The sequence below is a fragment of the Klebsiella sp. HMSC09D12 genome (genome assembly GCF_001808475.1).
Taxonomy (GTDB): domain Bacteria; phylum Pseudomonadota; class Gammaproteobacteria; order Enterobacterales; family Enterobacteriaceae; genus Klebsiella; species Klebsiella oxytoca.
Genome location: NZ_KV793458.1, coordinates 33,687 through 55,974, shown reverse-complemented (window position 1 = coordinate 55,974; position 22,288 = coordinate 33,687). Strand labels below are relative to the sequence as shown.

The 22,288-nt window shown below is 56.6% G+C and carries 20 protein-coding genes and 4 tRNA genes; 17 read left to right on the top strand and 7 right to left on the bottom strand.

Going from position 1 to position 22,288, the window contains the following annotated elements:
- The first annotated feature begins 195 nt into the window (after positions 1-195).
- From thrP to HMPREF3178_RS09245, 5 genes are all read left to right on the top strand, one after another.
- On the top strand, positions 196-1,578 hold the full coding sequence (gene thrP, locus HMPREF3178_RS09265; RefSeq protein ID WP_004107670.1) for a bifunctional threonine/serine APC transporter ThrP: 1,383 nt from the start codon (positions 196-198) through the stop codon (positions 1,576-1,578).
- Between the two features lie 105 nt (positions 1,579-1,683).
- Positions 1,684-1,760: transfer RNA gene (locus tag HMPREF3178_RS09260), tRNA-Arg, on the top strand.
- A 55-nt stretch (positions 1,761-1,815) separates the two neighbouring features.
- A tRNA-His gene (locus HMPREF3178_RS09255) sits at positions 1,816-1,891 on the top strand.
- A gap of 22 nt (positions 1,892-1,913) precedes the next feature.
- Positions 1,914-2,000 (top strand) — tRNA-Leu (locus tag HMPREF3178_RS09250).
- 45 nt (positions 2,001-2,045) lie between these two features.
- A tRNA-Pro gene (locus tag HMPREF3178_RS09245) sits at positions 2,046-2,122 on the top strand.
- A 582-nt stretch (positions 2,123-2,704) separates the two neighbouring features.
- Here the strand turns inward: HMPREF3178_RS09245 and hemY are convergent.
- From hemY to hemC, 4 genes are read right to left on the bottom strand one after another with little or no spacing between them, the layout of a single operon-like run.
- Complete coding sequence (gene hemY / locus HMPREF3178_RS09240) at positions 2,705-3,901, bottom strand: protoheme IX biogenesis protein HemY (protein ID WP_004107671.1); 1,197 nt, start codon at positions 3,899-3,901, stop codon at positions 2,705-2,707.
- Positions 3,902-3,904: 3 nt separating this feature from the next.
- A complete protein-coding gene (gene hemX / locus HMPREF3178_RS09235) occupies positions 3,905-5,095 on the bottom strand; it encodes a uroporphyrinogen-III C-methyltransferase (protein WP_004107672.1) in 1,191 nt (396 codons plus the stop codon).
- Positions 5,096-5,116: 21 nt separating this feature from the next.
- The gene (gene hemD, locus HMPREF3178_RS09230) at positions 5,117-5,857 is read right to left on the bottom strand and encodes a uroporphyrinogen-III synthase (protein ID WP_017145176.1); all 741 of its coding nucleotides are present in this window, start codon (positions 5,855-5,857) and stop codon (positions 5,117-5,119) included.
- Complete coding sequence (gene hemC, locus HMPREF3178_RS09225; protein WP_016808212.1) at positions 5,854-6,795, bottom strand: hydroxymethylbilane synthase; 942 nt, start codon at positions 6,793-6,795, stop codon at positions 5,854-5,856. The genes hemD and hemC overlap by 4 nt, the downstream gene beginning before the upstream one ends.
- A 346-nt stretch (positions 6,796-7,141) precedes the next feature.
- Between hemC and cyaA the strand changes: the two genes are divergently transcribed.
- Positions 7,142-9,691: a class I adenylate cyclase gene (gene cyaA, locus HMPREF3178_RS09220; RefSeq protein ID WP_016808213.1), complete on the top strand. Its 2,550-nt coding sequence runs from the start codon at positions 7,142-7,144 to the stop codon at positions 9,689-9,691.
- A 156-nt stretch (positions 9,692-9,847) separates the two neighbouring features.
- Here the strand turns inward: cyaA and cyaY are convergent, their stop codons facing one another.
- On the bottom strand, positions 9,848-10,168 hold the full coding sequence (gene cyaY, locus HMPREF3178_RS09215) for an iron donor protein CyaY (RefSeq protein WP_004107678.1): 321 nt from the start codon (positions 10,166-10,168) through the stop codon (positions 9,848-9,850).
- A 138-nt stretch (positions 10,169-10,306) separates the two neighbouring features.
- Between cyaY and lptM the strand changes: the two genes are divergently transcribed.
- The 8 genes from lptM (at position 10,307) to corA (ending at position 17,224) form a co-directional block, all read left to right on the top strand.
- A complete protein-coding gene (gene lptM, locus HMPREF3178_RS09210) occupies positions 10,307-10,510 on the top strand; it encodes an LPS translocon maturation chaperone LptM (RefSeq protein WP_016808214.1) in 204 nt (67 codons plus the stop codon).
- A 25-nt stretch (positions 10,511-10,535) separates the two neighbouring features.
- Positions 10,536-11,360: a diaminopimelate epimerase gene (gene dapF / locus HMPREF3178_RS09205; protein WP_004107680.1), complete on the top strand. Its 825-nt coding sequence runs from the start codon at positions 10,536-10,538 to the stop codon at positions 11,358-11,360.
- Positions 11,357-12,064, top strand: a complete 708-nt coding sequence (locus tag HMPREF3178_RS09200) for a DUF484 domain-containing protein (RefSeq protein WP_004107681.1) — start codon at positions 11,357-11,359, stop codon at positions 12,062-12,064. Before dapF ends, HMPREF3178_RS09200 begins: the two co-directional genes overlap by 4 nt.
- Positions 12,061-12,963, top strand: coding sequence for a tyrosine recombinase XerC (gene xerC / locus HMPREF3178_RS09195; protein ID WP_004107682.1), 903 nt, complete (start codon positions 12,061-12,063; stop codon positions 12,961-12,963). Before HMPREF3178_RS09200 ends, xerC begins: the two co-directional genes overlap by 4 nt.
- Positions 12,963-13,679, top strand: coding sequence for a 5-amino-6-(5-phospho-D-ribitylamino)uracil phosphatase YigB (gene yigB / locus HMPREF3178_RS09190; RefSeq protein WP_016808215.1), 717 nt, complete (start codon positions 12,963-12,965; stop codon positions 13,677-13,679). The genes xerC and yigB overlap by 1 nt, the downstream gene beginning before the upstream one ends.
- A gap of 77 nt (positions 13,680-13,756) precedes the next feature.
- Positions 13,757-15,919 carry a DNA helicase II gene (uvrD, locus tag HMPREF3178_RS09185; protein WP_017145175.1) on the top strand — a complete coding sequence of 721 codons (2,163 nt, stop codon included), beginning with the start codon at positions 13,757-13,759 and terminating at the stop codon, positions 15,917-15,919.
- A 148-nt stretch (positions 15,920-16,067) separates the two neighbouring features.
- A complete protein-coding gene (gene ysgD / locus HMPREF3178_RS32175) occupies positions 16,068-16,124 on the top strand; it encodes a YsgD/CorL family protein (protein WP_349817343.1) in 57 nt (18 codons plus the stop codon).
- A 149-nt stretch (positions 16,125-16,273) separates the two neighbouring features.
- Complete coding sequence (corA, locus tag HMPREF3178_RS09180) at positions 16,274-17,224, top strand: magnesium/cobalt transporter CorA (RefSeq protein ID WP_004107687.1); 951 nt, start codon at positions 16,274-16,276, stop codon at positions 17,222-17,224.
- Positions 17,225-17,265: 41 nt separating this feature from the next.
- Here corA and rarD read toward each other — a convergent pair whose 3' ends face one another.
- Together rarD and yigI are read right to left on the bottom strand one after the other, a co-directional pair.
- The gene (rarD, locus tag HMPREF3178_RS09175; RefSeq protein ID WP_004107689.1) at positions 17,266-18,159 is read right to left on the bottom strand and encodes an EamA family transporter RarD; all 894 of its coding nucleotides are present in this window, start codon (positions 18,157-18,159) and stop codon (positions 17,266-17,268) included.
- A 49-nt stretch (positions 18,160-18,208) separates the two neighbouring features.
- The gene (gene yigI, locus HMPREF3178_RS09170) at positions 18,209-18,673 is read right to left on the bottom strand and encodes an acyl-CoA thioesterase YigI (RefSeq protein ID WP_004097567.1); all 465 of its coding nucleotides are present in this window, start codon (positions 18,671-18,673) and stop codon (positions 18,209-18,211) included.
- Positions 18,674-18,828: 155 nt separating this feature from the next.
- On the opposite strand from yigI, the gene pldA reads away from it, so the two are divergent.
- The 3 genes from pldA (at position 18,829) to rhtC (ending at position 22,280) form a co-directional block, all read left to right on the top strand.
- On the top strand, positions 18,829-19,701 hold the full coding sequence (pldA, locus tag HMPREF3178_RS09165; RefSeq protein WP_004117000.1) for a phospholipase A: 873 nt from the start codon (positions 18,829-18,831) through the stop codon (positions 19,699-19,701).
- Between the two features lie 67 nt (positions 19,702-19,768).
- The gene (recQ, locus tag HMPREF3178_RS09160) at positions 19,769-21,595 is read left to right on the top strand and encodes an ATP-dependent DNA helicase RecQ (RefSeq protein ID WP_016808220.1); all 1,827 of its coding nucleotides are present in this window, start codon (positions 19,769-19,771) and stop codon (positions 21,593-21,595) included.
- Between the two features lie 61 nt (positions 21,596-21,656).
- Complete coding sequence (gene rhtC / locus HMPREF3178_RS09155; protein WP_004107695.1) at positions 21,657-22,280, top strand: threonine export protein RhtC; 624 nt, start codon at positions 21,657-21,659, stop codon at positions 22,278-22,280.
- Positions 22,281-22,288: the final 8 nt, after the last annotated feature.

The window sequence follows — 22,288 nt, the reverse complement described above, 5'->3', positions numbered from 1 at the left end:
CTGTGTAATGTCTTCACTCGCCTGATACTTTATTTGCCATTTCCCTCAAATTCATTAACCATTCGCATGCTTAAAACGCGACGGTCAGGTTTACCGTCGCGCAGGCAGGGCTATTCGTTCATAAAAATAACCGGCATAAGCCCATCTCGCCTGGGATGCGCTTAAATCCGGAGCAGGGCAAACACAAGAGGCTATATGACTGAGAAAAAAGCGGAACTTCAGCGGGGACTGGAGGCGCGGCACATTGAGCTAATCGCCCTTGGCGGCACGATTGGCGTGGGACTATTTATGGGGGCGGCAAGTACGCTGAAGTGGGCCGGACCTTCGGTTCTGCTGGCGTATATTATCGCGGGGCTCTTCGTCTTCTTTATTATGCGTTCGATGGGCGAAATGCTGTTCCTCGAACCGGTTACCGGCTCGTTCGCTGTTTATGCGCACCGCTATATGAGCCCGTTTTTTGGCTATCTGACCGCCTGGTCCTACTGGTTTATGTGGATGGCGGTCGGGATATCGGAGATTACGGCGATCGGGGTCTATGTCCAGTTCTGGTTCCCGGAGATGGCGCAGTGGATACCGGCGCTTATCGCGGTTGGGCTGGTCGCGCTGGCGAATCTGGCGGCGGTACGTCTGTACGGCGAAATTGAATTCTGGTTTGCCATGATTAAAGTGACCACCATTATTGTCATGATCGTGGTGGGGCTGGGCGTCATCTTCTTTGGCTTTGGCAACGGCGGACACTCCATTGGCTTTAGCAATCTGACCGAGCACGGCGGTTTCTTTGCCGGCGGCTGGAAGGGCTTTCTGACGGCGCTATGCATCGTGGTCGCTTCCTATCAGGGCGTCGAGCTTATCGGGATCACCGCCGGTGAAGCGAAAAATCCGCAGGTCACTCTGCGTAGCGCGGTCGGCAAAGTGCTGTGGCGAATCCTGATTTTCTATGTCGGGGCGATTTTTGTGATCGTCACTATTTTCCCGTGGGATCAGATAGGCTCCAACGGCAGTCCGTTCGTGCTGACCTTTGCCAAAATCGGTATCACCGCAGCGGCAGGGATTATCAACTTTGTGGTGCTGACGGCGGCGCTTTCCGGTTGTAACAGCGGAATGTATAGCTGTGGACGGATGCTCTACGCGCTGGCAAAAAATCGCCAGCTGCCTGCGGCCATCGCCAGAGTTTCGCGCAACGGCGTGCCGTCGGCGGGCGTGGCGCTGTCGATCCTGATTCTGCTGGTCGGTTCGTGCCTGAACTACATTATTCCTAATCCACAGCGGGTATTTGTTTACGTCTACAGCGCCAGCGTGCTGCCGGGAATGGTGCCATGGTTCGTAATTCTGATTAGCCAGCTACGTTTTCGTCTGGTACATAAAGAAGCGATGGCCAGCCATCCTTTCCGCTCGCTGCTATTCCCGTGGGCAAACTATTTAACCATGGCGTTCCTGGTATGCGTGCTGATAGGGATGGGATTTAACGACGATACGCGTATGTCGCTCTTTGTCGGAATTATTTTCCTCGCCGCCGTGACGCTTATTTATAAGGTATTTGGCCTTGGTCGACGCGGAAATGTTGATAATGTGGCGTAATAAGCGACAAAACGCACAAAGCATGAGCAAACGATAATTTTCTTTTAAAAGGCACTAGACAGCGGGGTAGGAAGTCCGTATTATCCGACCCCGCAACGGCGCTAAGCGCCCGTAGCTCAGCTGGATAGAGCGCTGCCCTCCGGAGGCAGAGGTCTCAGGTTCGAATCCTGTCGGGCGCACCATTTACCCGGTGCTGGAGCTGCGGTGGTTTCAATACCGCGTAAAAGATTTGCAGTGGTGGCTATAGCTCAGTTGGTAGAGCCCTGGATTGTGATTCCAGTTGTCGTGGGTTCGAATCCCATTAGCCACCCCATTATTTAGAAAGTTGTGAAATTGCGAAGGTGGCGGAATTGGTAGACGCGCTAGCTTCAGGTGTTAGTGTCCTTACGGACGTGGGGGTTCAAGTCCCCCCCCTCGCACCACGACTTTATAAAGAATTGAACTAAAAATTCAAAAAAGCAGTACATCGGCGAGTAGCGCAGCTTGGTAGCGCAACTGGTTTGGGACCAGTGGGTCGGAGGTTCGAATCCTCTCTCGCCGACCAATTTTGAACCCCGCTTCGGCGGGGTTTTTTGTTTTCTGATTCTGCAAAAAAACGTTTATCTCCCTGATATCGCAAACAATACTTCGTTAACCCTGACGTCATTTATTGTCCAGAATAGTCCCAATTCTTTGTTCAGATAGATGCATCTTCTCCTGATCCTGTGCGATAATAATCGGGTAGATGCTCATTCCATCTCTTATGTTCGCCTTAGTGCCTCATAAACTCAGGAATGATGCAGAGCCGTTTTACGGTGCTTATCGTCCACTGACAGATGTCGCATTTTATATGCTAAATCATTCATGATGTGTCGAGACGGCCAGCACGGGAATCCCCAGGAGCTTACAAAGGTAAGTGACTGGAGTGAGCGTGTGCAGCTAACGAAGAGACAGCGTGAAGGATGAAGCATATAGCCTCATCAAACACCATGGACACTACGTTGAGTGAAGCACCCAATTTGTTGTCAAACAGACCTGTTTTAACGCCTGCCCTGGTTTCAGAGCAGGCGTTTTTTTCTTTTCGGAGCGGGAAACGTTCAGGCGGGAGAGGAAGTGATTCTCGCCCCCGGCGGAGGCGAGAGTGACATTACTGCTGCGGATTGTTTTGCAGGGTTAACAGCAGGCCGTCGCGACGCATCGTCGCCGCTTCTTCCGGCTGATGCAGGCGGTCAAGAGTATCCGCAAGCCATGCGTAGTCAAACGCATCCGGGCGCTGCTTGAGGGCTGCGCGGAACGCGATGCTGGCCTCCTGCCACTCACCGTGGCGCATCAGCGATTGCCCCAGCGTACTCCACAGCAGCGGACGATCGCCGACCGTTTTAAGCTGTTGACGCAGCACTTTTTCCAGCTGCTCAGGGTTATTGGTTTTCAGCCGCGGAATCGGCATAACCAGACGGTCGTCATAGTGCTTTTTCAGACCTTCGATAATAATTTGCTGCGCGGTATCATGATCGTCGCTTTCGATAAGACGATTCGCCATCGCCACCTGTAGCGCCACCTGGCTGCGGGTTTTACGGCTCTGGCTTTTCCACCAGTCGCGCAAACCTTCGCTGCCGCCGTCGGCCAGCGTTTTATCCATCAGACCAATCCACGCCAGCTGTTCCAGCTCAGCGCGATGCTCTTCATCGCTGACGTTGGCTTTCGCCATTGACGGAATGATATCCAACAGCGAATTCCAGGCGCCGGTACGGATGTAGGCCTGCTCGGCAAGGCGCAGAACCTCCGGATGACGCGGCGTGATCTCCAGCAGCCTGTCAATACCGTGGCGGGCGGCGTGGTTTTCATTACGCGCCAGCTGCAGACGTACGCGGGTTATTTCGACAGGGATCAGATCGTCACCGGCTAATTCAGCAGCGCGCTCCAGATGCTGGTTAGCGCGAGCTTCATCTCCACGCTGCTGGGCGGCTTCCGCTGCCAGCAGGTAATTCACAACGGGCTGTTCAGCGTGATCGGCATTTTTCGCCATCAGCTTCTCAACCTGCTGGTAATCACCTTCCGCCAGCTTCAGCAGCGCCTGCTCGGTTTGCTTACGGGCGCGACGACGCTTACGGCCAACGAACCAGCCGCGGGTGTGCGCGCCGGTGCGGAAAATCCGCCGCAGTAGCCACTCAATGGCAAACAGTACCACCATGGTGAGGATCAGGATGATCGCAAGCCCGGTCACGCTGGTTTCAATATTGTAGTTATCGGTCTGGATTAGCACGTAGCCCTGATGACCCGCGATCATCGGCCCGACCACAATCCCGGCAAGCAGCAGCGCGAAGAGTAAGAGAATTTTCAACATGCGTTACTCTCCTTGTGGCGCAGGCGTTGGCGCGTGGGCTGCAGGTGCAGGGGCAGGTGCCGGCGCGCTGGTCTGGGGTTCAGCCGGCTGCGCCATCAGATTACGCACTCGCGTCTGCATTAGTTTCTCAAGCAGCGCCTGGCTTTGCAGGTTTTCCGGTACGTTCATGGTGATGCTTTGCTGGCTGAGCTTATCCACATCCTCAAGGAAGGCTTTGGTGGTGGCGTCTTCCGTGTCGTAGTAAGCGCGAACCCAGGTCGAGACGTTATCCAGAGCCTGTTTGTAGGTTTCTTCCTGATGGCGAGGGACAGCCTGCGCTGCGACCAGCAGACGGGAGCGAATATTTTCGCGCAGGTAGACGTCCTGGTTCGGCGCCAGCAGCGGCACGGCGGTTTCATCGCGGCGGCGAACGGTAATAAAGCTGTCCATAAAGTTCTGCCAGCTTTTTTGCAGGTTTACACGCCATTCGGTAATGGAGCTGGATAGCTCATCGCTATCGGAATCCATCGGCGTGTCGTCATCGTTGTTGTCCGCCAGACGGAGATTATCGATCTGGTTGGCGAGCTGGTTCACCTTCAGAATGATGCCGTCGTAGTCGACCTGACTCACGGCAGAAAGCGAGGCAATATCGTCGGTAATGGCGCGACGCGCGGCGATCAGGCTCGGATCGTTCATATCGGCGAGGCTGGCGTCGGCGCTTTTCAGCAGCGCGGCAGCGGTCGTTACGTCCTGATCGCTCCATAGCTTACGTCCGGCCAGTTTCACGAGGAAATCCGCCTGCGCGAGCAGCCAGGTTTTTGCGTCGCTGCCGGAAATAACCGCAACCTTCTCCTGAACTTCTTCCAGCTTCTTCGCCAGAGCCTCCTGCTGACGCTGCGCTTCCGTCAACTGGTCGGCCTGCTGCTTAATAATGCCTTCGAGTTCGCTTTTTTGGCTTTCCTGGGCTTTTTGCAGCGCGGCGATCTGGCTGGATAGCCCGGCGCTGGCTTCGCTCTGGCGGGTTGCCTGGGTCTTCGTCAGGCCATAAAGACCTATGCCAGCGGCGAGGGCGATAGCAATAGCTATTGCGCTCAGCGCGAGGCTGGTTTTACTGCCGCCGTTTTTCTTTTCTACGTTATTTTCTGGCTGTGACGTCGTGTCCACGGCCTCCCTGGTCTCTTCAACCACGGCGGATTGATTCTGTTGTTCCGTCATTATGGCTTCCAATGTTGAGAGTTATTGTAATGCGCGTAGCAGCGCATCGTTGTCGGCGCTATCGGCAACCTGGATATCCTGCCAGCCCAATTCTCTGGCCTGCTCGGCCAGACGTTCACTGACAACTAAAATGCGACAGCTCAGGAGCCAACGTTCGCGATACCACTGTGGTATCAGCGTCCAGAGCTGCTGCAGCATCTCGCCGCTGGTAATGACCAGCGTTGAAATACCGCGAGACTGCCAGCGCATTGCTTCTTCTGCGCCATCATAGTGCCTTGCACTACGTTGATAACATTCACAAAAAGTGACATCAGCACCGCGTTCGCGAAGCGTATCACCGAGTAATTCCCGCCCGCCGTTACCGCGCAGGATGAGCGCTCTTTTCCCCGCAATGTTTTGTAATTCAGGTAATTGTAGCAAGACTTCGCTGATTTCCCGATCTAACGGATAGCGAACATGACGATTGCTGACTTTATGCAGGGCCAGCGCGGTGGTGCGGCCAATGGCAAAATAGTCAGGCGCCGAAGGCCAGCGTAGCCTTTGCTGCTGGAGGCGAGAGTGGGCAAACTCAACGGCGTGCTGGGACAGTGCGAAGAGCAAATCGCCAGCCGCGAGGTTTTCCAGCTGGGCGCCCAGCTCAGGAAGCTGACGTCCAGGGGTAAATTCAATGAGCGGAAAGCTCCAGGCCACGCGCCCCAGCGCGCGCAGGCGGCTGACTAACTCTTCGCCTTGCGGCAGCGGACGGGTGACCAGGATACTCATTGTGGACCTTCTCCTGCATAGACGACGGCAAGTATGTCGCGAGCGCCGTTATTCAGAAGCTCTTCGGCAAGAGAGACGCCGAGCGTTTCTGCCTCTTCCGCACGGCCGCGCCGCTCGCCGCGCACCATTTGTGAGCCATCCGGCGCGCCAACCAGCGCGCGCAGCCATAGCTCACCGTCGATCAGTTCGGCATAGCTGCCGATTGGCACCTGACAGCCGCCTTCCAGCCGGGTGTTCATCGCCCGTTCAGCGCGTACGCGTATGGCCGTTTCCGTATGATTCAACGGGGCCAATAGCGCTTTGGTCCATTCGTCGTCAAGGCGACACTCGATGCCGACCGCGCCCTGGCCAACGGCGGGCAGCGATTGCTCCGGCGATAGCGGTTGACGAATACGCGCCTCCAGGTTCAGGCGTTTAAGCCCTGCGGCGGCAAGAATAATGGCGTCATACTCGCCGCTATCAAGCTTGCCCAGACGCGTGCCTACGTTGCCGCGCAGGGAGCGGATCGTGAGATCCGGCCGCGCTGCGGCCAGCTGACACTGACGGCGTAAACTTGACGTGCCAACGATGCTGCCGTGCGGCAGTTCATCAATGGAAGCGTAGTGGTTTGAGACAAACGCATCGCGCGGATCTTCACGCTCGCAGATGGTCACCAGCCCAAGCCCTGCGGGAAACTCCACCGGTACGTCTTTCATCGAATGGACGGCGATGTCGGCGCGGCCTTCCAGCATCGCCAGCTCTAACTCTTTCACAAACAGACCCTTACCGCCCACTTTTGCAAGGGGCGTATCAAGGATCACGTCGCCGCGGGTGACCATAGGCACCAGTTCAACGGAAAGCCCCGGGTGGCAGGACTCCAGACGCTCTTTCACATAATGTGCCTGCCATAGCGCAAGCGGGCTTTGCCGTGTGGCAATTCTCAAAACTTTGTCTAACATGCTTGTTACCGTCATTGTCGACCACTAACCATCCTAACATTGTTGTCTTAGGGATGTTAGTTTTGTGGGGTTAAGGGTCGCGGCCATCTTTTTAGCCTTTCATGCGTTTGCGGGTTGCCGCAAACGTAGTGAAGAATTTACACATAGTAAAGGGTGCTACACTTGTATGTAGCGCATCTTTCTTTACGGTCAATCAGCAAGGTGTTAGATTGATCACGTTTTAAACCATTTGTCAGTCAGCAGTTCACCACAACCACACCGACGACGAATGGTGACGGTTTTTGTTGAAATACTGAAACTCTCCGTACTATTGTACGTCGGGTTTTTGAACATCAGGCGATATGTCTTGTACCTCTATATTGAGACACTGAAACAGAGACTGGATGCCATCAACCAATTGCGCGTGGATCGCGCCCTTGCTGCCATGGGACCCGCTTTCCAGCAGGTTTACAGTCTACTGCCGACATTACTACATTATCATCATCCGCTGATGCCGGGTTACCTTGACGGTAACGTTCCCCGTGGCATTTGCCTCTACACGCCTGATGAAACCCAACGTCACTATCTTGATGAGCTCGAGCTCAACCGTGGCATGCTGGCCAAGGAGCCGCCGAAAGGCGAGCTGCCGATCACCGGCCTTTACTCTATGGGCAGCACATCTTCCGTCGGCCAAAGCTGTTCGTCTGACCTGGATATCTGGGTTTGCCACCAGTCCTGGCTTGACACTGAAGAGCGTCAGCTGCTGCAGCGTAAATGTAGCCTGCTGGAGAGCTGGGCGGCATCGCTGGGCGTCGAGGTCAGCTTCTTCCTGATCGACGAAAACCGCTTCCGTCATAACGAAAGCGGCAGCCTGGGCGGCGAAGACTGCGGCTCCACCCAGCATATCCTGCTGCTGGATGAGTTTTACCGTACCGCGGTGCGCCTTGCCGGCAAACGTATTCTGTGGAATATGGTGCCGTGCGATGAAGAAGAGCATTACGACGATTACGTCATGAGCCTCTACGCGCAGGGCGTACTGACGCCGAACGAATGGCTGGATCTCGGCGGCCTGAGTTCTCTGTCGGCCGAAGAGTACTTCGGCGCCAGCCTCTGGCAACTGTATAAAAGCATCGACTCGCCCTATAAGGCCGTGCTGAAAACGCTGCTGCTGGAAGCGTACTCCTGGGAGTACCCCAATAACCGCCTGCTGGCGAAAGATATCAAACAGCGCCTGCATGACGGTGAGATCGTTTCGTTTGGCCTCGATCCTTACTGCATGATGCTGGAGCGCGTGACGCTCTATCTGCAGGCCATCGAAGATGAAACGCGCCTCGATCTGGTGCGTCGATGTTTCTATTTAAAGGTCTGCGAGAAGCTGAGCCGCGAGCGCGCCTGCGTCGGCTGGCGTCGCGAAGTCGTCAGTCACCTGGTGAAAGAGTGGGGCTGGGATGAAAAGCGTCTGATGATGCTCGACAACCGGGCCAACTGGAAGATCGACGAAGTCCGTAAAGCGCACAACGAACTGCTTGATGCGATGATGCAGAGCTATCGCAACCTGATTCGTTTTGCGCGCCGCAATAACCTGAGCGTTTCCGCCAGCCCGCAGGATATTGGCGTGCTGACGCGTAAGCTGTACGCCGCCTTTGAAGCGCTGCCGGGGAAAGTCACCCTGGTAAACCCGCAAATTTCACCGGATCTGTCTGAGCCGAATCTGACCTTTATCCACGTGCCGCCGGGCCGTGCCAACCGTACCGGTTGGTATGTCTATAACCGGGCGCCGGACATGGAATCGATCATCAGCCATCAGCCGCTGGAATATAACCGTTATCTTAATAAGCTGGTGGCCTGGGCCTGGTTTAACGGCCTGTTGACGTCACGTACGCGCCTGTTTATTAAGGGCAACGGCATTGTCGATCTGGCGAAGCTGCAGGAGATGGTGGCCGATGTGGCGCATCACTTCCCGCTGCGCCTGCCTTCTCCGACGCCGAAAGCGCTGTACAGTCCGTGCGAAATCCGCCATCTGGCGATTATCGTCAACCTGGAATATGACCCGACGGCGGCCTTCCGCAATCAGGTGGTGCATTTTGACTTCCGCAAGCTGGATGTTTTCAGCTTCGGCGAAGAGCAAAAGTGCCTGATTGGCAGCATCGACCTGCTGTACCGCAACTCGTGGAACGAGGTGCGTACGCTGCACTTTAACGGCGAGCAGGCGATGATCGAAGCGCTGAAAACCATTCTTGGCAAGATGCACCAGGACGCCGCGCCGCCGGATAGCGTGGAGGTTTTCTGCTATAGCCAGCATCTGCGCGGTCTGATCCGCACTCGCGTACAGCAGCTGGTGTCTGAATGCGTTGAGCTGCGTCTTTCCAGCACCCGTCAGGATACCGGCCGCTTTAAAGCGCTACGCGTTTCCGGGCAGACCTGGGGGTTGTTCTTCGAGCGTCTTAACGTTTCGGTTCAGAAACTGGAAAACGCCATCGAATTCTATGGCGCGATTTCCCATAACAAATTGCACGGGCTGTCGGTGCAGGTGGAAACTAACCACGTCAGGCTGCCGCAGGTAGTGGACGGCTTTGCCAGCGAAGGGATTATTCAGTTCTTCTTCGAAGATGCGGATAACGATAACGGTTTTAACATCTATATCCTCGATGAGAGCAACCGCGCCGAGGTGTATCACCACTGCGAAGGTAGCAAAGAGGAGCTGGTGCGCGACGTCAGCCGCTTCTACTCTTCATCCCATGACCGTTTTACCTACGGTTCCAGCTTTATCAACTTTAACCTGCCGCAGTTTTATCAAATCGTCGACGTTGACGGTCGCGAGCAGGTGATTCCGTTCCGCAGCCAGGTGATTGCCGCTGCCACCGCTTCAGCCGGTCAGGATGCTGCCTCATCGCCGATGCTACAGCACTACTCCTGAGCCTGAACTGCGGGCCTTGAGGGTGTGATAGGTTTGAAATCTTCTACGGGTGGACTTGCCGGGGGCGCTGCGCTTGCCCGTGCTACAGGGCGATAGGGATTTTTGTAGCCCGGATAAGGCGTTAGCCGCAATCCGGGGAATTCGTATCACGCTCTCTTAGCGAAAACTCACCGCTTCACCGGCCTGCATGGTCGCCGCCTGTTCCAGCAGATCCCAGAAGGTTTCGCCGCTGCGGTCGCATACCCACTCGTCGCCTTTTAAGTCGAAATGGTAGCCGCCTTGTTTCGTTGCCAGCCACACCTGATGTAGCGGTTCCTGACGGTTGATAATAATCTTGCTGCCGTTTTCAAAACTGATAGTCAGTACGCCGCCGTTGATTTCACAGTCGATATCGCTGTCGCCGTCCCAGTCGTCAAGGCGTTCTTCGATGGTCATCCACAGGGTATCGGCCAGGCGATGGAATTCACTGTCGTTCATGGTTCTTTCCCGCTTTTTTGATAGTGGCGGCAGTATAGCGCGAAACAAAAGCGCGCGCAGTGGGATGCTAAACGCTTGCTTTTACGTCTTCTCCTGCGATGATAGAAAGCAGTAAGAATGAATCACGGGCAACTATCCATGAAAAACGTTTTCCCAGCGCTTGCCGTTTTATTAGCGGTTCTCAGCCTTAGCGGCTGTGGTCTGAAAGGGCCGCTTTACTTCCCGCCGGCGGATAAAACGGCGCCTCCGCCGACTAAGCCGGTTGATAGCGGTATCCAGAGCTCTACGCCGGATCGTAACGATCGCGGCGATAGCGGTGGCCCGACCCAGGTGAATTACTGACAGTTCCGCGCAGCTGGAGTAGAAAATGCAGTTCTCTAAAATGCATGGCCTGGGTAACGACTTTATGGTCGTTGACGCAGTAACGCAGAATGTTTTTTTCTCACCTGAACTGATCCGTCGTCTGGCGGATCGGCATCTTGGCGTGGGTTTCGATCAGCTGCTGGTGGTGGAGCCGCCTTACGATCCGGAGCTCGACTTCCACTATCGTATCTTCAATGCCGACGGTAGCGAAGTGGCGCAATGCGGCAACGGCGCGCGCTGTTTCGCCCGCTTTGTGCGTCTGAAAGGCCTGACCAATAAACGTGATATCCGCGTCAGTACCTCGAATGGCCGTATGGTATTAAGCGTCACGGAAGACGATCTGGTGCGTGTCAATATGGGTGAGCCAAACTTCGAACCGTCCCAGGTGCCGTTCCGCGCCAACAAAGCGGAAAAGACCTATATTATGCGCGCCGCTGAACAGACAGTATTGTGCGGCGTGGTGTCGATGGGTAACCCGCACTGCGTTATCCAGGTTGATGATGTGGAAACCGCGACGGTGGAAACGCTCGGCCCGGTGATGGAAAACCACGAGCGCTTCCCGGAGCGGGCGAACATCGGCTTTATGCAGGTGATCAGCCGCTCTCATATTCGCCTGCGCGTGTATGAACGCGGTGCGGGGGAAACTCAGGCCTGCGGCAGCGGCGCCTGTGCGGCGGCGGCAGTCGGTATCCAGCAGGGATTACTGGGCGAGGAGGTCCGCGTGGAATTACCCGGCGGGCGTCTGGATATCGCCTGGAAAGGTCCGGGCCAACCGTTGTATATGACTGGCCCGGCGGCACATGTCTATGACGGATTTATTCATTTATGAAACAAGTCGGGGAAGAACAACAGGAACTTGCCAGCGAGCTAAACGATCGCGCAGTGGTGGACTATCTGTTGCAACATCCTGAATTCTTTATTCGTAATGCGGCGCTGGTGGAACACATGTCAGTGCCGCATCCGGTGCGTGGTTCGGTCTCGCTGGTGGAGTGGCACATGGCGCGGGCGCGGAACCATATCAACGTGCTGGAAGAAAATATGACGCTGCTGATGGAGCAGGCGACGGCTAACGAAAGCCTGTTTCAGCGCCTGTTTCACCTGCAAACGCGGCTGGCGGCGGCCGATAGCCTTGACGAAATGCTGAACCGCTTTCATCGCTGGGCGCGCGAGCTGGGTCTGGCGGGCGCCACGGTGCGCCTGTTTCCCGACCGCTGGCGGCTCGGCGCGCCTTCCAAATTCACCCATCTGGCGATAAGCCGTCAGGCGTTTGAGCCTATTCGCATTCAGCGTCTTGGACAACAGCGCCATTATCTTGGCGCTTTAAACGGCCCCGAGCTGCTGGTCGTGCTGCCGGAAGCTAAAGCCATCGGATCGGTGGCGATGTCGCTGCTGGGGGGAGACGACGCTCCCGGTGTGATGATATTCAGCAGTCGCGACCCCCAGCACTATCAGCAAGGGCAGGGAACGCAGCTATTGCAGGAAATCGCGTCGATGCTCCCGGGATTGCTGGAGCGCTGGATTGAACGCGCATGACCGACTCGCCTCTGTTTGCTCCCGTAGAACGCTTCTTACGCTATCTCGGCGTCGAGCGTCAGCTGAGCCCGATAACGCTGCTGAACTATCGCCGCCAGCTGGAAACGCTTATCGCGCTGGCGGATAGCGCCGGGCTGAAAAGCTGGCAGCAGTGTGATGCCGCCCAGGTCCGTAGCCTGGCGGTGCGCAGCCGTCGTCAGGGGCTGGGGCCTGCCAGCCTGGCCTTACGTCTCTCCGCCTTACGCAGCTTCTTTGACTGGCTGGTGAGCCAGGGTGAACTGGCCGCGAATCCGGCGAAGGGGATTTCGGCGCCGAAAATACCCCGCCATCTACCGAAAAATATCGACGTCGACGACGTTAATCGGCTGCTGGATATCGATCTCAACGATCCGCTGGCGGTACGCGACAGAGCGATGCTGGAAGTGATGTACGGCGCCGGGTTGCGTCTTTCGGAGCTGGTGAATCTCGATATTAAGCACCTCGATCTGGAATCCGGCGAGGTGTGGGTGATGGGCAAAGGCAGCAAAGAGCGCCGCCTGCCGATTGGCCGCAATGCGGTGGTGTGGATTGAGCACTGGCTCGATCTGCGCGGTCTGTTCGGCGCCGATGAGGACGCCCTGTTCTTATCTAAACTGGGGAAGCGAATTTCCGCGCGTAACGTGCAAAAGCGCTTTGCCGAATGGGGCATAAAGCAGGGGCTCAACAGCCACGTGCACCCGCATAAGCTGCGCCACTCCTTCGCGACCCATATGCTGGAGTCGAGCGGCGATCTGCGCGGGGTGCAGGAGCTGCTGGGCCATGCTAACCTTTCCACCACTCAAATCTATACCCATCTCGATTTTCAACACCTTGCGTCGGTGTACGATGCGGCACATCCGCGCGCCAAACGGGGGAAATGATGCGTTTTTACCGACCTCTGGGCCAGATTTCAGCATTGACGTTTGACCTGGACGATACCCTTTATGACAACCGCCCGGTGATTGACCGGACGCTGCATGAGTCGCTGAGCTTTGTGCGCAGCTACCACCCTTCTCTGAGCCAATTTGACGCCAGCGAGCTTAACCGGCTGCGCCAGACGCTGCTGGCGTCAGAGCCGGAAATTTACCACGATGTGACCGAATGGCGCCGCCGCGCGCTGGAGCTGGGGATGATCAACGCCGGGCTTTCAGCGACGCTGGCGAAAACGGGGGCCGATGAAGCGATGGCGAATTTCGCTCATTGGCGCAGCCTGATTGACGTTCCGCAGGAGACGCACGATACGCTGGCGCAGCTGGCGGAAAAGTGGCCGCTGGTGGCCATTACCAACGGCAACGCCCAGCCGGAACTCTTTGGCCTGAGCGACTACTTCCGCTTCGTGCTGCGCGCGGGCCCTGACGGGCGCTCTAAGCCCTTTGCCGATATGTATCATCTCGCAGCGGAGCGGCTGGAGCTTCCTCTGGGGCAGATTCTGCACGTCGGGGACGATCTGACGACCGATGTCGCAGGCGCTATTCGCTGCGGCATGCAGGCCTGTTGGATTAAACCGCAGGGCGCAGACCTGATGCGCGCCGCCGATGGCCGCCTGCTACCGCACATCGAAATTTCACGGTTGGCATCTCTGACCTCGCTGATATAATCGTCAGTAGTTCTGTATAAATTAACAGTAGCCCGGCGAGCCAAACGTTGCCGGGCGCCTCATTTCCGGCGGTGCCAATGGACGTTTCTTACCTGCTCGACAGCCTCAATGACAAACAGCGTGAAGCCGTTGCGGCATCACGTACTAATATGCTGGTTCTGGCAGGAGCGGGCAGCGGCAAGACGCGCGTCCTGGTACACCGCATCGCCTGGCTGCTGAGCGTTGAGAACTGTTCCCCTTACTCCATCATGGCGGTGACCTTTACCAACAAAGCGGCGGCGGAAATGCGTCATCGTATTGGTCAACTGATGGGCACCACTCAGGGCGGTATGTGGGTCGGCACTTTCCATGGTCTGGCGCACCGTCTGCTGCGCGCTCATCACCTTGACGCCGGGCTGCCGCAGGACTTCCAGATCCTCGACAGCGAAGATCAGCTGCGCCTGCTTAAGCGCCTGATTAAGGCGATGAATCTCGATGAGAAGCAGTGGCCGCCGCGGCAGGCGATGTGGTACATCAACGGCCAAAAAGATGAAGGGCTGCGCCCGCATCATATTCAGAGCTACGGTAATCCGGTTGAGCAGACCTGGCAGAAGGTTTACCAGGCCTATCAGGAAGCCTGCGATCGCGCGGGGCTGGTGGACTTCGCCGAGCTGCTGCTGCGCGCCCACGAGCTGTGGCTTAACAAGCCGCATATCCTTCAGCACTACCGCGAGCGCTTTACCAATATCCTGGTGGATGAATTCCAGGATACCAACAATATTCAGTACGCGTGGATCCGACTGCTGGCGGGCGATACCGGTAAGGTAATGATCGTTGGCGATGACGATCAGTCGATTTACGGCTGGCGCGGCGCGCAGGTAGAAAACATCCAGCGCTTCCTCAACGACTTCCCCGGCGCGGAAACTATCCGTCTGGAGCAGAACTATCGCTCGACCAGCAATATTCTCAGCGCGGCGAACGCCCTGATTGAGAACAACAGCGGACGGCTGGGGAAAAAGCTGTGGACCGACGGCGCCGACGGTGAGCCGATTTCGCTCTACTGCGCGTTTAACGATCTTGATGAGGCGCGTTTTGTCGTCAATCGTATCAAAACCTGGCAGGAAAACGGCGGGGCGCTGGAGCAGTGCGCGATCTTGTATCGCAGCAACGCCCAATCGCGCGTGCTGGAAGAGGCGCTGCTGCAGGCCAGCATGCCTTATCGTATTTATGGCGGCATGCGCTTCTTCGAACGTCAGGAGATCAAAGATGCGCTCTCCTATCTGCGCCTGATTGCCAACCGTAACGACGATGCGGCATTTGAGCGCGTGGTCAATACCCCGACGCGCGGCATTGGCGATCGCACGCTGGACGTGGTGCGCCAGACCTCGCGCGACCGGCAGCTGACGCTGTGGCAGGCCTGTCGCGAGCTGTTAAAAGAGAAAGTTCTCGCCGGGCGCGCTGCCAGCGCACTGCAGCGTTTTATGGAACTTATTGACGCCATGGCGCAGGAGACAGCCGACATGCCGCTGCACGTGCAGACCGACCGGGTCATTAAAGATTCCGGCCTGCGCTTGATGTACGAGCAGGAGAAAGGCGAGAAGGGCCAGACGCGTATCGAAAACTTAGAGGAGCTGGTGACGGCGACGCGCCAGTTTAGCTACAACGAAGAAGATGAAGATTTAATGCCGCTGCAGGCGTTCCTCTCGCATGCGGCGCTGGAAGCGGGAGAAGGGCAGGCGGACACCTGGCAGGATGCGGTACAGCTGATGACCCTGCACTCGGCGAAAGGGCTGGAGTTTCCGCAGGTATTTATCGTTGGCGTGGAAGAAGGGATGTTCCCGAGCCAGATGGCGCTTGATGAGGGCGGCCGCCTGGAGGAAGAACGCCGCCTGGCCTACGTCGGCGTGACTCGTGCCATGCAAAAACTCACGCTGACCTACGCGGAAACCCGTCGCCTGTACGGCAAAGAGGTTTATCATCGCCCCTCGCGCTTTATCGGCGAGCTGCCGGAGTCGTGCGTGGAAGAGGTGCGGCTGCGCGCCACGGTGAGCCGGCCGGTCAGCCATCAGCGCATGGGGACGCCGATGGCGGAAAACGACACCGGCTATAAGCTGGGCCAGCGCGTCCGCCACGCCAAATTCGGTGAAGGCACCATTGTGAACCTCGAAGGCAGCGGCGAACACAGTCGCCTGCAGGTTGCCTTTCAGGGGCAGGGGATCAAATGGCTGGTCGCGGCGTACGCCCGGCTGGAAACAGTGTAACAGTAAGAAAAATATCATTATTTTGTAATATTCTGCTACCTTTATACGTTAAGGAGCTTGATTTGCTCTTTAGCGTTCCGTTGCGTGTTGACGCCGTTTTTGCGCTGGCGTAACATGCGCGCACGATTACGCTAAGAGGACATTCGCCTTGGACACACCCAGTAGATGCTGGCTCAATTTCCTGCCCATCAGGAACAACTCCTAAGGCTATCCTCTTATGCTGATAGCCTTAGCGGTTGTCGGCGACCCGTTCTATTCCCGTCGCTCTGAGTCAGGCTTAATGGTCTGAAACCCAAATTGTTTCTGTGTGCCCACCGAACTGTCCGATAATTTTTTGCATTGGGAGTCCCGGTCATGCTGAGCGCATTTCAACTGGAAAACAATCGTTTAACGCGTCTGGAAGCCGACGAGATCAAGCACCTCGCCAGTTCGGTGTGGGTCGATCTGGTCGAGCCTGACGACGATGAACGAAGCCGTGTGCAAACGGAATTGGGCCAGAACCTGGCGACGCGCCCGGAGCTGGAAGACATCGAAGCGTCAGCGCGTTTCTTTGAGGATGAAGACGGTCTGCATATCCACTCATTTTTCTTTTTTGAAGATGCTGAGGATCACGCCGGTAACTCTACCGTGGCGTTTACTATCCGCGAAGGCCGTCTGTTCACCCTGCGCGAGCGGGAGCTGCCCGCTTTCCGCCTGTATCGCATGCGCGCCCGCAACCAGTCGATGGTGGACGGCAACGCCTACGAGCTACTGCTGGACCTGTTCGAAACCAAAATCGAGCAGCTGGCGGATGAAATCGAAAACATCTACAGCGATCTGGAAAAGCTTAGCCGGGTGATTATGGAAGGTCGTCAGGGCGATGATTACGACGAGGCGCTCTCTACGCTGGCGGAACAGGAAGATATCGGCTGGAAAGTCCGCCTGTGTCTGATGGATACCCAGCGCGCGCTGAACTTCCTCGTACGCAAGGCCCGTCTGCCGGCAGGGCAGCTGGAGCAGGCGCGTGAAATCCTGCGAGATATTGAATCCCTGCTGCCGCACAATGAATCGCTGTTCCAGAAGGTTAACTTCCTGATGCAGGCGGCGATGGGTTTTATCAACATCGAGCAGAACCGCATCATCAAGATCTTCTCGGTCGTCTCCGTCGTCTTCCTGCCGCCGACCCTGGTGGCTTCCAGCTATGGCATGAACTTTGAGTTTATGCCTGAGCTGCACTGGAGCTTTGGCTATCCCGGCGCGATTGTCTTTATGATGCTCGCTGGCCTGGCGCCCTATCTGTACTTTAAGCGCAAGAATTGGCTGTAAAAAAAGGAGCTTCGGCTCCTTTTTTGCGTACCGGTCTGGCTTTATGCCCTACGCGTACGACGTATTGTGTAAACCGCATCCATTACGAAAATCGCCAGCGCCACCCAGATAAAAGCAAAGGTCACCATCTTATCCGCGCCCGGCACCTCGCCGTAGAAGGTCACCGCCAGCAGGAACATCAGCGTTGGGCCGATATACTGGAAGAAGCCCAGCGTAGAAAGGCGCAGACGGGTCGCCGCGCCGGTAAAGCACAGCAGCGGAATAGTGGTGACCACGCCCGCCGCCATCAGCAGCAGGTTCAGCGACCACGGGTTCTGCCCCATATGGCTGGTCGGGCTATCGGCTATACCAAACAGATAAATCGCGGCGACCGGCAGCAGCCAGAGCGTTTCAAACAGCATGCCGGTTTGTGCATCCACGGCGATCTTTTTACGTAGCAGACCATAAAAAGCGAAGCTGAACGCCAGGCCCAGCGCGATAATCGGCAACGAGCCAAAAGTCCAGAGCTGCACCAGAACGCCGCAGGCGGCCAGCAGCACCGCCAGCCACTGCATCCGACGAAAACGCTCCCCGAGGAAGATCATCCCCAGCAGAATATTCACCAGCGGGTTGATAAAGTAGCCCAGGCTGGCTTCCAGCATATGATGGTTATTGACCGCCCAAATAAATAGCAGCCAGTTACCGCCCACCAGCACGGCAGACAGGGCCAGCAGAAACACCTTCTTCGGCGTTTTCAGTAGCCTTTTGACCTGCGGCCACTGACGACTGATGCTGATTAGCGCGACCATAAAGAAGAAGGACCAGATCACGCGGTGAGTCAGAATTTCATCGGCGGGAACATAGTAGATAAGCTTGAAGTACGCTGGCGCGATACCCCAGATAAAATAGGCGGCCAGGGCCAGGAGAACCCCCACCCGCGTTTGTTTAGCGTCCATCGGTACAAATCCATTGCCAAAGAGAATGATGTTACTCGATTTAAGCCGATCAACCCACCATATACGTCGCCGTAGCGCTGGCGATATACACCTGCTCTTCGTTATGCAGTTCGACGCGGGCCACTGCCACCTTGTTACCGGCGCGCAGCAGGCTGCTGGTGGCGGTAAAGCGCTCCCCACGACCCGGACGTAGGTAGTCGACGCGCAGATCGATGGTGCCCATCCGCGACAGGCGCTGGCGCAGCTCTTCTTCATTGATGGTGTCGTGGCGAGTCAGGGTGCTGCCGACGCATACCAGCCCCGCCGCGACGTCCAGCGCTGAGGCAATCACTCCGCCATGTAAAATACTCTGCGCCCAGTTGCCGACCATCATTGGTTGGTTGTTGAAACTCAGCTGGGCGAACTCTTTTTCATAGCGCTCCAGCTCCAGCCCTAAGGCGCGATTAAAGGGCATGTGGTAGACGAAGATTTCTCCCACCAGCTTCAGGGCGGCGGCGGCGGTCAGTTCAGACATAACAACATTTCCATAGGTTAATGAAATGTTGATTTTATGCTTCTAAAATATTGATTTCTACTTTAAGAACGGATAACAGGTCAGAAGACGTATAAATAGGTAGAATGCTGCCTGGGTTAAACAGAAATAATAAATATCCATCCAGGAGAACAGCAATGCGTATCTCTTTGGCCTGCCTGCTGGCGCTTGTTGCGCTTCCGGCCGGCGTTCTGGCGCAGGACGCGCCGGTGAATAAACAGGTCCACGACACTCCGACCGTTCGCGGGAGTATTATCGCCAACCTGTTACAGGACCATGATAATCCCTTCCTGCTCTATCCCTACGAGAGCAACTATCTGCTCTATACATGGACCAGCGATCTCAATAAAGAAGCGATTCGCAGCTACGACTGGGCTGAAAACGCGCGTAAAGACGAAGTGAAGTTCCAGCTTAGCCTGGCGTTTCCATTATGGCGCGGGATTTTGGGCGAGAATTCGCTGCTGGGCGCTTCTTATACGCAAAAATCCTGGTGGCAGCTCTCCAACAGCAAAGAGTCCGCGCCGTTTCGCGAAACCAACTACGAGCCGCAGCTGTTCCTCGGGTTTGCGACCGATTACTCATTTGCCGGCTGGACGCTGCGCGACGTTGAAATGGGTTATAACCACGACTCTAACGGCCGTTCCGATCCCACTTCCCGCAGCTGGAATCGCCTCTATACTCGACTGATGGCGCAAAATGGCAACTGGCTGGTCGAGGTGAAGCCCTGGTACGTGATTGGCAGCACCGACGATAACCCGGATATCACCAAATATATGGGTTATTACCGGCTGAAAGTGGGCTACCAGCTGGGCGACGCTATTCTCAGCGCTCAGGGGCAATATAACTGGAATACCGGCTACGGCGGCGCCGAGCTTGGGGTAAGCTATCCGATCACCAAACACGTGCGCGTCTATACTCAGGTCTATAGCGGTTATGGCGAGTCGCTTATCGATTATAACTTTAATCAAACCCGCGTCGGCGTCGGGCTGATGCTCAACGATCTGTTTTAATCGTTGCACTCTGGCTCTCAGGCGCTGAAAATAGCGCCTGTTTTCTTTTCAGGCATATGGGGTCAACGTGGCGCAGGCGGAAGTATTGAATCAGGAATCGCTGGCTAAGCAGGTTTTACAAGAGACCTTCGGTTACCAGCAGTTTCGCCCGGGCCAGGAAACCATTATCGATACGGCACTGGCCGGGCGCGATTGCCTGGTGGTGATGCCGACCGGCGGCGGCAAGTCGCTGTGTTATCAGGTGCCGGCGCTGGTGCTGGGCGGTCTGACCGTCGTGGTCTCGCCGCTCATCTCCTTGATGAAGGATCAGGTCGATCAGCTGCTGGCTAACGGCGTGGCGGCGGCGTGCCTGAATTCAACCCAGAGCCGGGAGCAGCAGCAGGAGGTGATGGCCGGCTGCCGCAGCGGGCAGATTCGCCTGCTGTATATCGCCCCGGAGCGCCTGATGCTGGATAACTTCCTCGAGCATCTTACGCACTGGAATCTGTCGATGGTGGCGGTGGATGAGGCGCACTGTATTTCCCAGTGGGGCCATGATTTCCGTCCGGAATACGCTGCGTTAGGGCAGCTGCGCCAGCGGATACCGCAAATCCCGTTTATGGCGCTGACCGCCACCGCCGATGACACCACGCGTCGCGACATTGTTCGCCTGCTGGGCCTGAACGACCCGCTTATCCAGGTCAGCAGCTTCGACCGACCCAATATCCGCTACATGCTGATGGAGAAGTTTAAGCCGCTGGATCAGCTGATGCGCTACGTACAGGATCAGCGCGGCAAATCAGGCATTATCTACTGCAATAGCCGGTCGAAAGTGGAGGATACCGCCGCACGCCTGCAAAGTCGCGGCATCAGCGCGGCGGCCTATCACGCCGGCCTGGAAAATCATATCCGCGCCGACGTACAGGAGAAATTCCAGCGCGACGACCTGCAAATCGTGGTGGCTACGGTGGCCTTCGGTATGGGGATCAACAAACCGAACGTCCGTTTTGTGGTGCATTTCGATATCCCCCGCAATATTGAATCCTATTACCAGGAGACCGGCCGCGCCGGGCGCGATGGGCTGCCTGCCGAGGCGATGCTGTTTTACGATCCGGCGGATATGGCGTGGCTCAGGCGCTGCCTTGAGGAGAAACCCGCCGGGCCGCTGCAGGACATTGAACGCCATAAGCTCAACGCGATGGGGGCTTTTGCCGAAGCGCAAACCTGCCGCCGCCTGGTGTTGCTCAACTACTTTGGCGAGGGGCGCCAGGAGCCGTGCGGCAACTGTGATATCTGCCTCGACCCGCCGAAACAGTACGACGGTTTAATGGACGCGCGGAAGGCGCTGTCGACGATTTACCGCGTCAACCAGCGCTTTGGTATGGGCTATGTGGTGGAAGTGCTGCGCGGCGCCAATAACCAGCGTATTCGCGATATGGGGCATGATAAGCTGCCGGTATACGGCATTGGGCGCGAGCAGAGCCATGAGCATTGGGTTAGCGTGATCCGCCAGCTTATCCATTTAGGCCTGGTCACGCAGAATATTGCCCAGCACTCTGCGCTACAGCTTACCGAGGCCGCGCGTCCGGTTCTGCGCGGCGACGTGACGCTACAGCTTGCCGTGCCGCGTATTGTGGCGCTGAAGCCAAAAGCGATGCAGAAATCCTTTGGCGGCAATTACGATCGTAAGCTTTTTGCCAAGCTGCGCAAACTGCGTAAGGCGATTGCCGACGAAGAGAATATCCCACCCTACGTCGTGTTTAACGATGCAACACTGATTGAAATGGCTGAGCAAACGCCGCTGACGGCCGGCGAGATGCTTAGCGTCAACGGCGTCGGCACGCGTAAGCTCGAGCGTTTTGGTAAAGAGTTTATGGCCCTGATCCGCGCGCACGTGGATGGCGATGATGAGTAGTCAGCCGGACGAAAAAGTGCAAATATAGTTTTCGTCCTGACTATTTTCCTGCGAGTTAATTATGTTGACGCTTTTCTTCACCGTCGCGCTGGTGCATATCATTGCGCTGATGAGTCCTGGCCCGGACTTTTTCTTTGTTTCGCAAACCGCCGTTAGCCGCTCTCGTAAGGAGGCGATGATGGGCGTGCTGGGTATCACCTGCGGGGTAATGGTATGGGCGGGCGTAGCGCTGCTCGGCCTGAACCTGATTATCGAGAAGATGGCCTGGCTGCATACCATTATTATGGTCGGCGGCGGCCTGTATTTGTGCTGGATGGGCTTCCAGATGCTGCGTGGCGCGCTGAAAAAAGGCGAAGCGGCGGCAGCGGTAGAGCCTCAGGTTGAGCTGGCGCGCAGCGGCCGGAGCTTTCTGAAAGGGCTGCTGACTAATCTGGCGAACCCAAAAGCGATTATCTATTTCGGCTCCGTGTTCTCGCTGTTCGTCGGCGATAGCGTCAGTTCTGGCGCGCGCTGGGGGATTTTTCTGCTGATCGTACTGGAGACGCTGGCCTGGTTCACGGTGGTTGCCAGCCTGTTCGCCCTGCCAGGCATGCGCCGTGGCTATCAGCGGATGGCGAAGTGGATCGACGGCATCGCCGGTACGCTATTCGCCGGCTTCGGTATTCATCTGATTATTTCACGCTAACCCTTCTG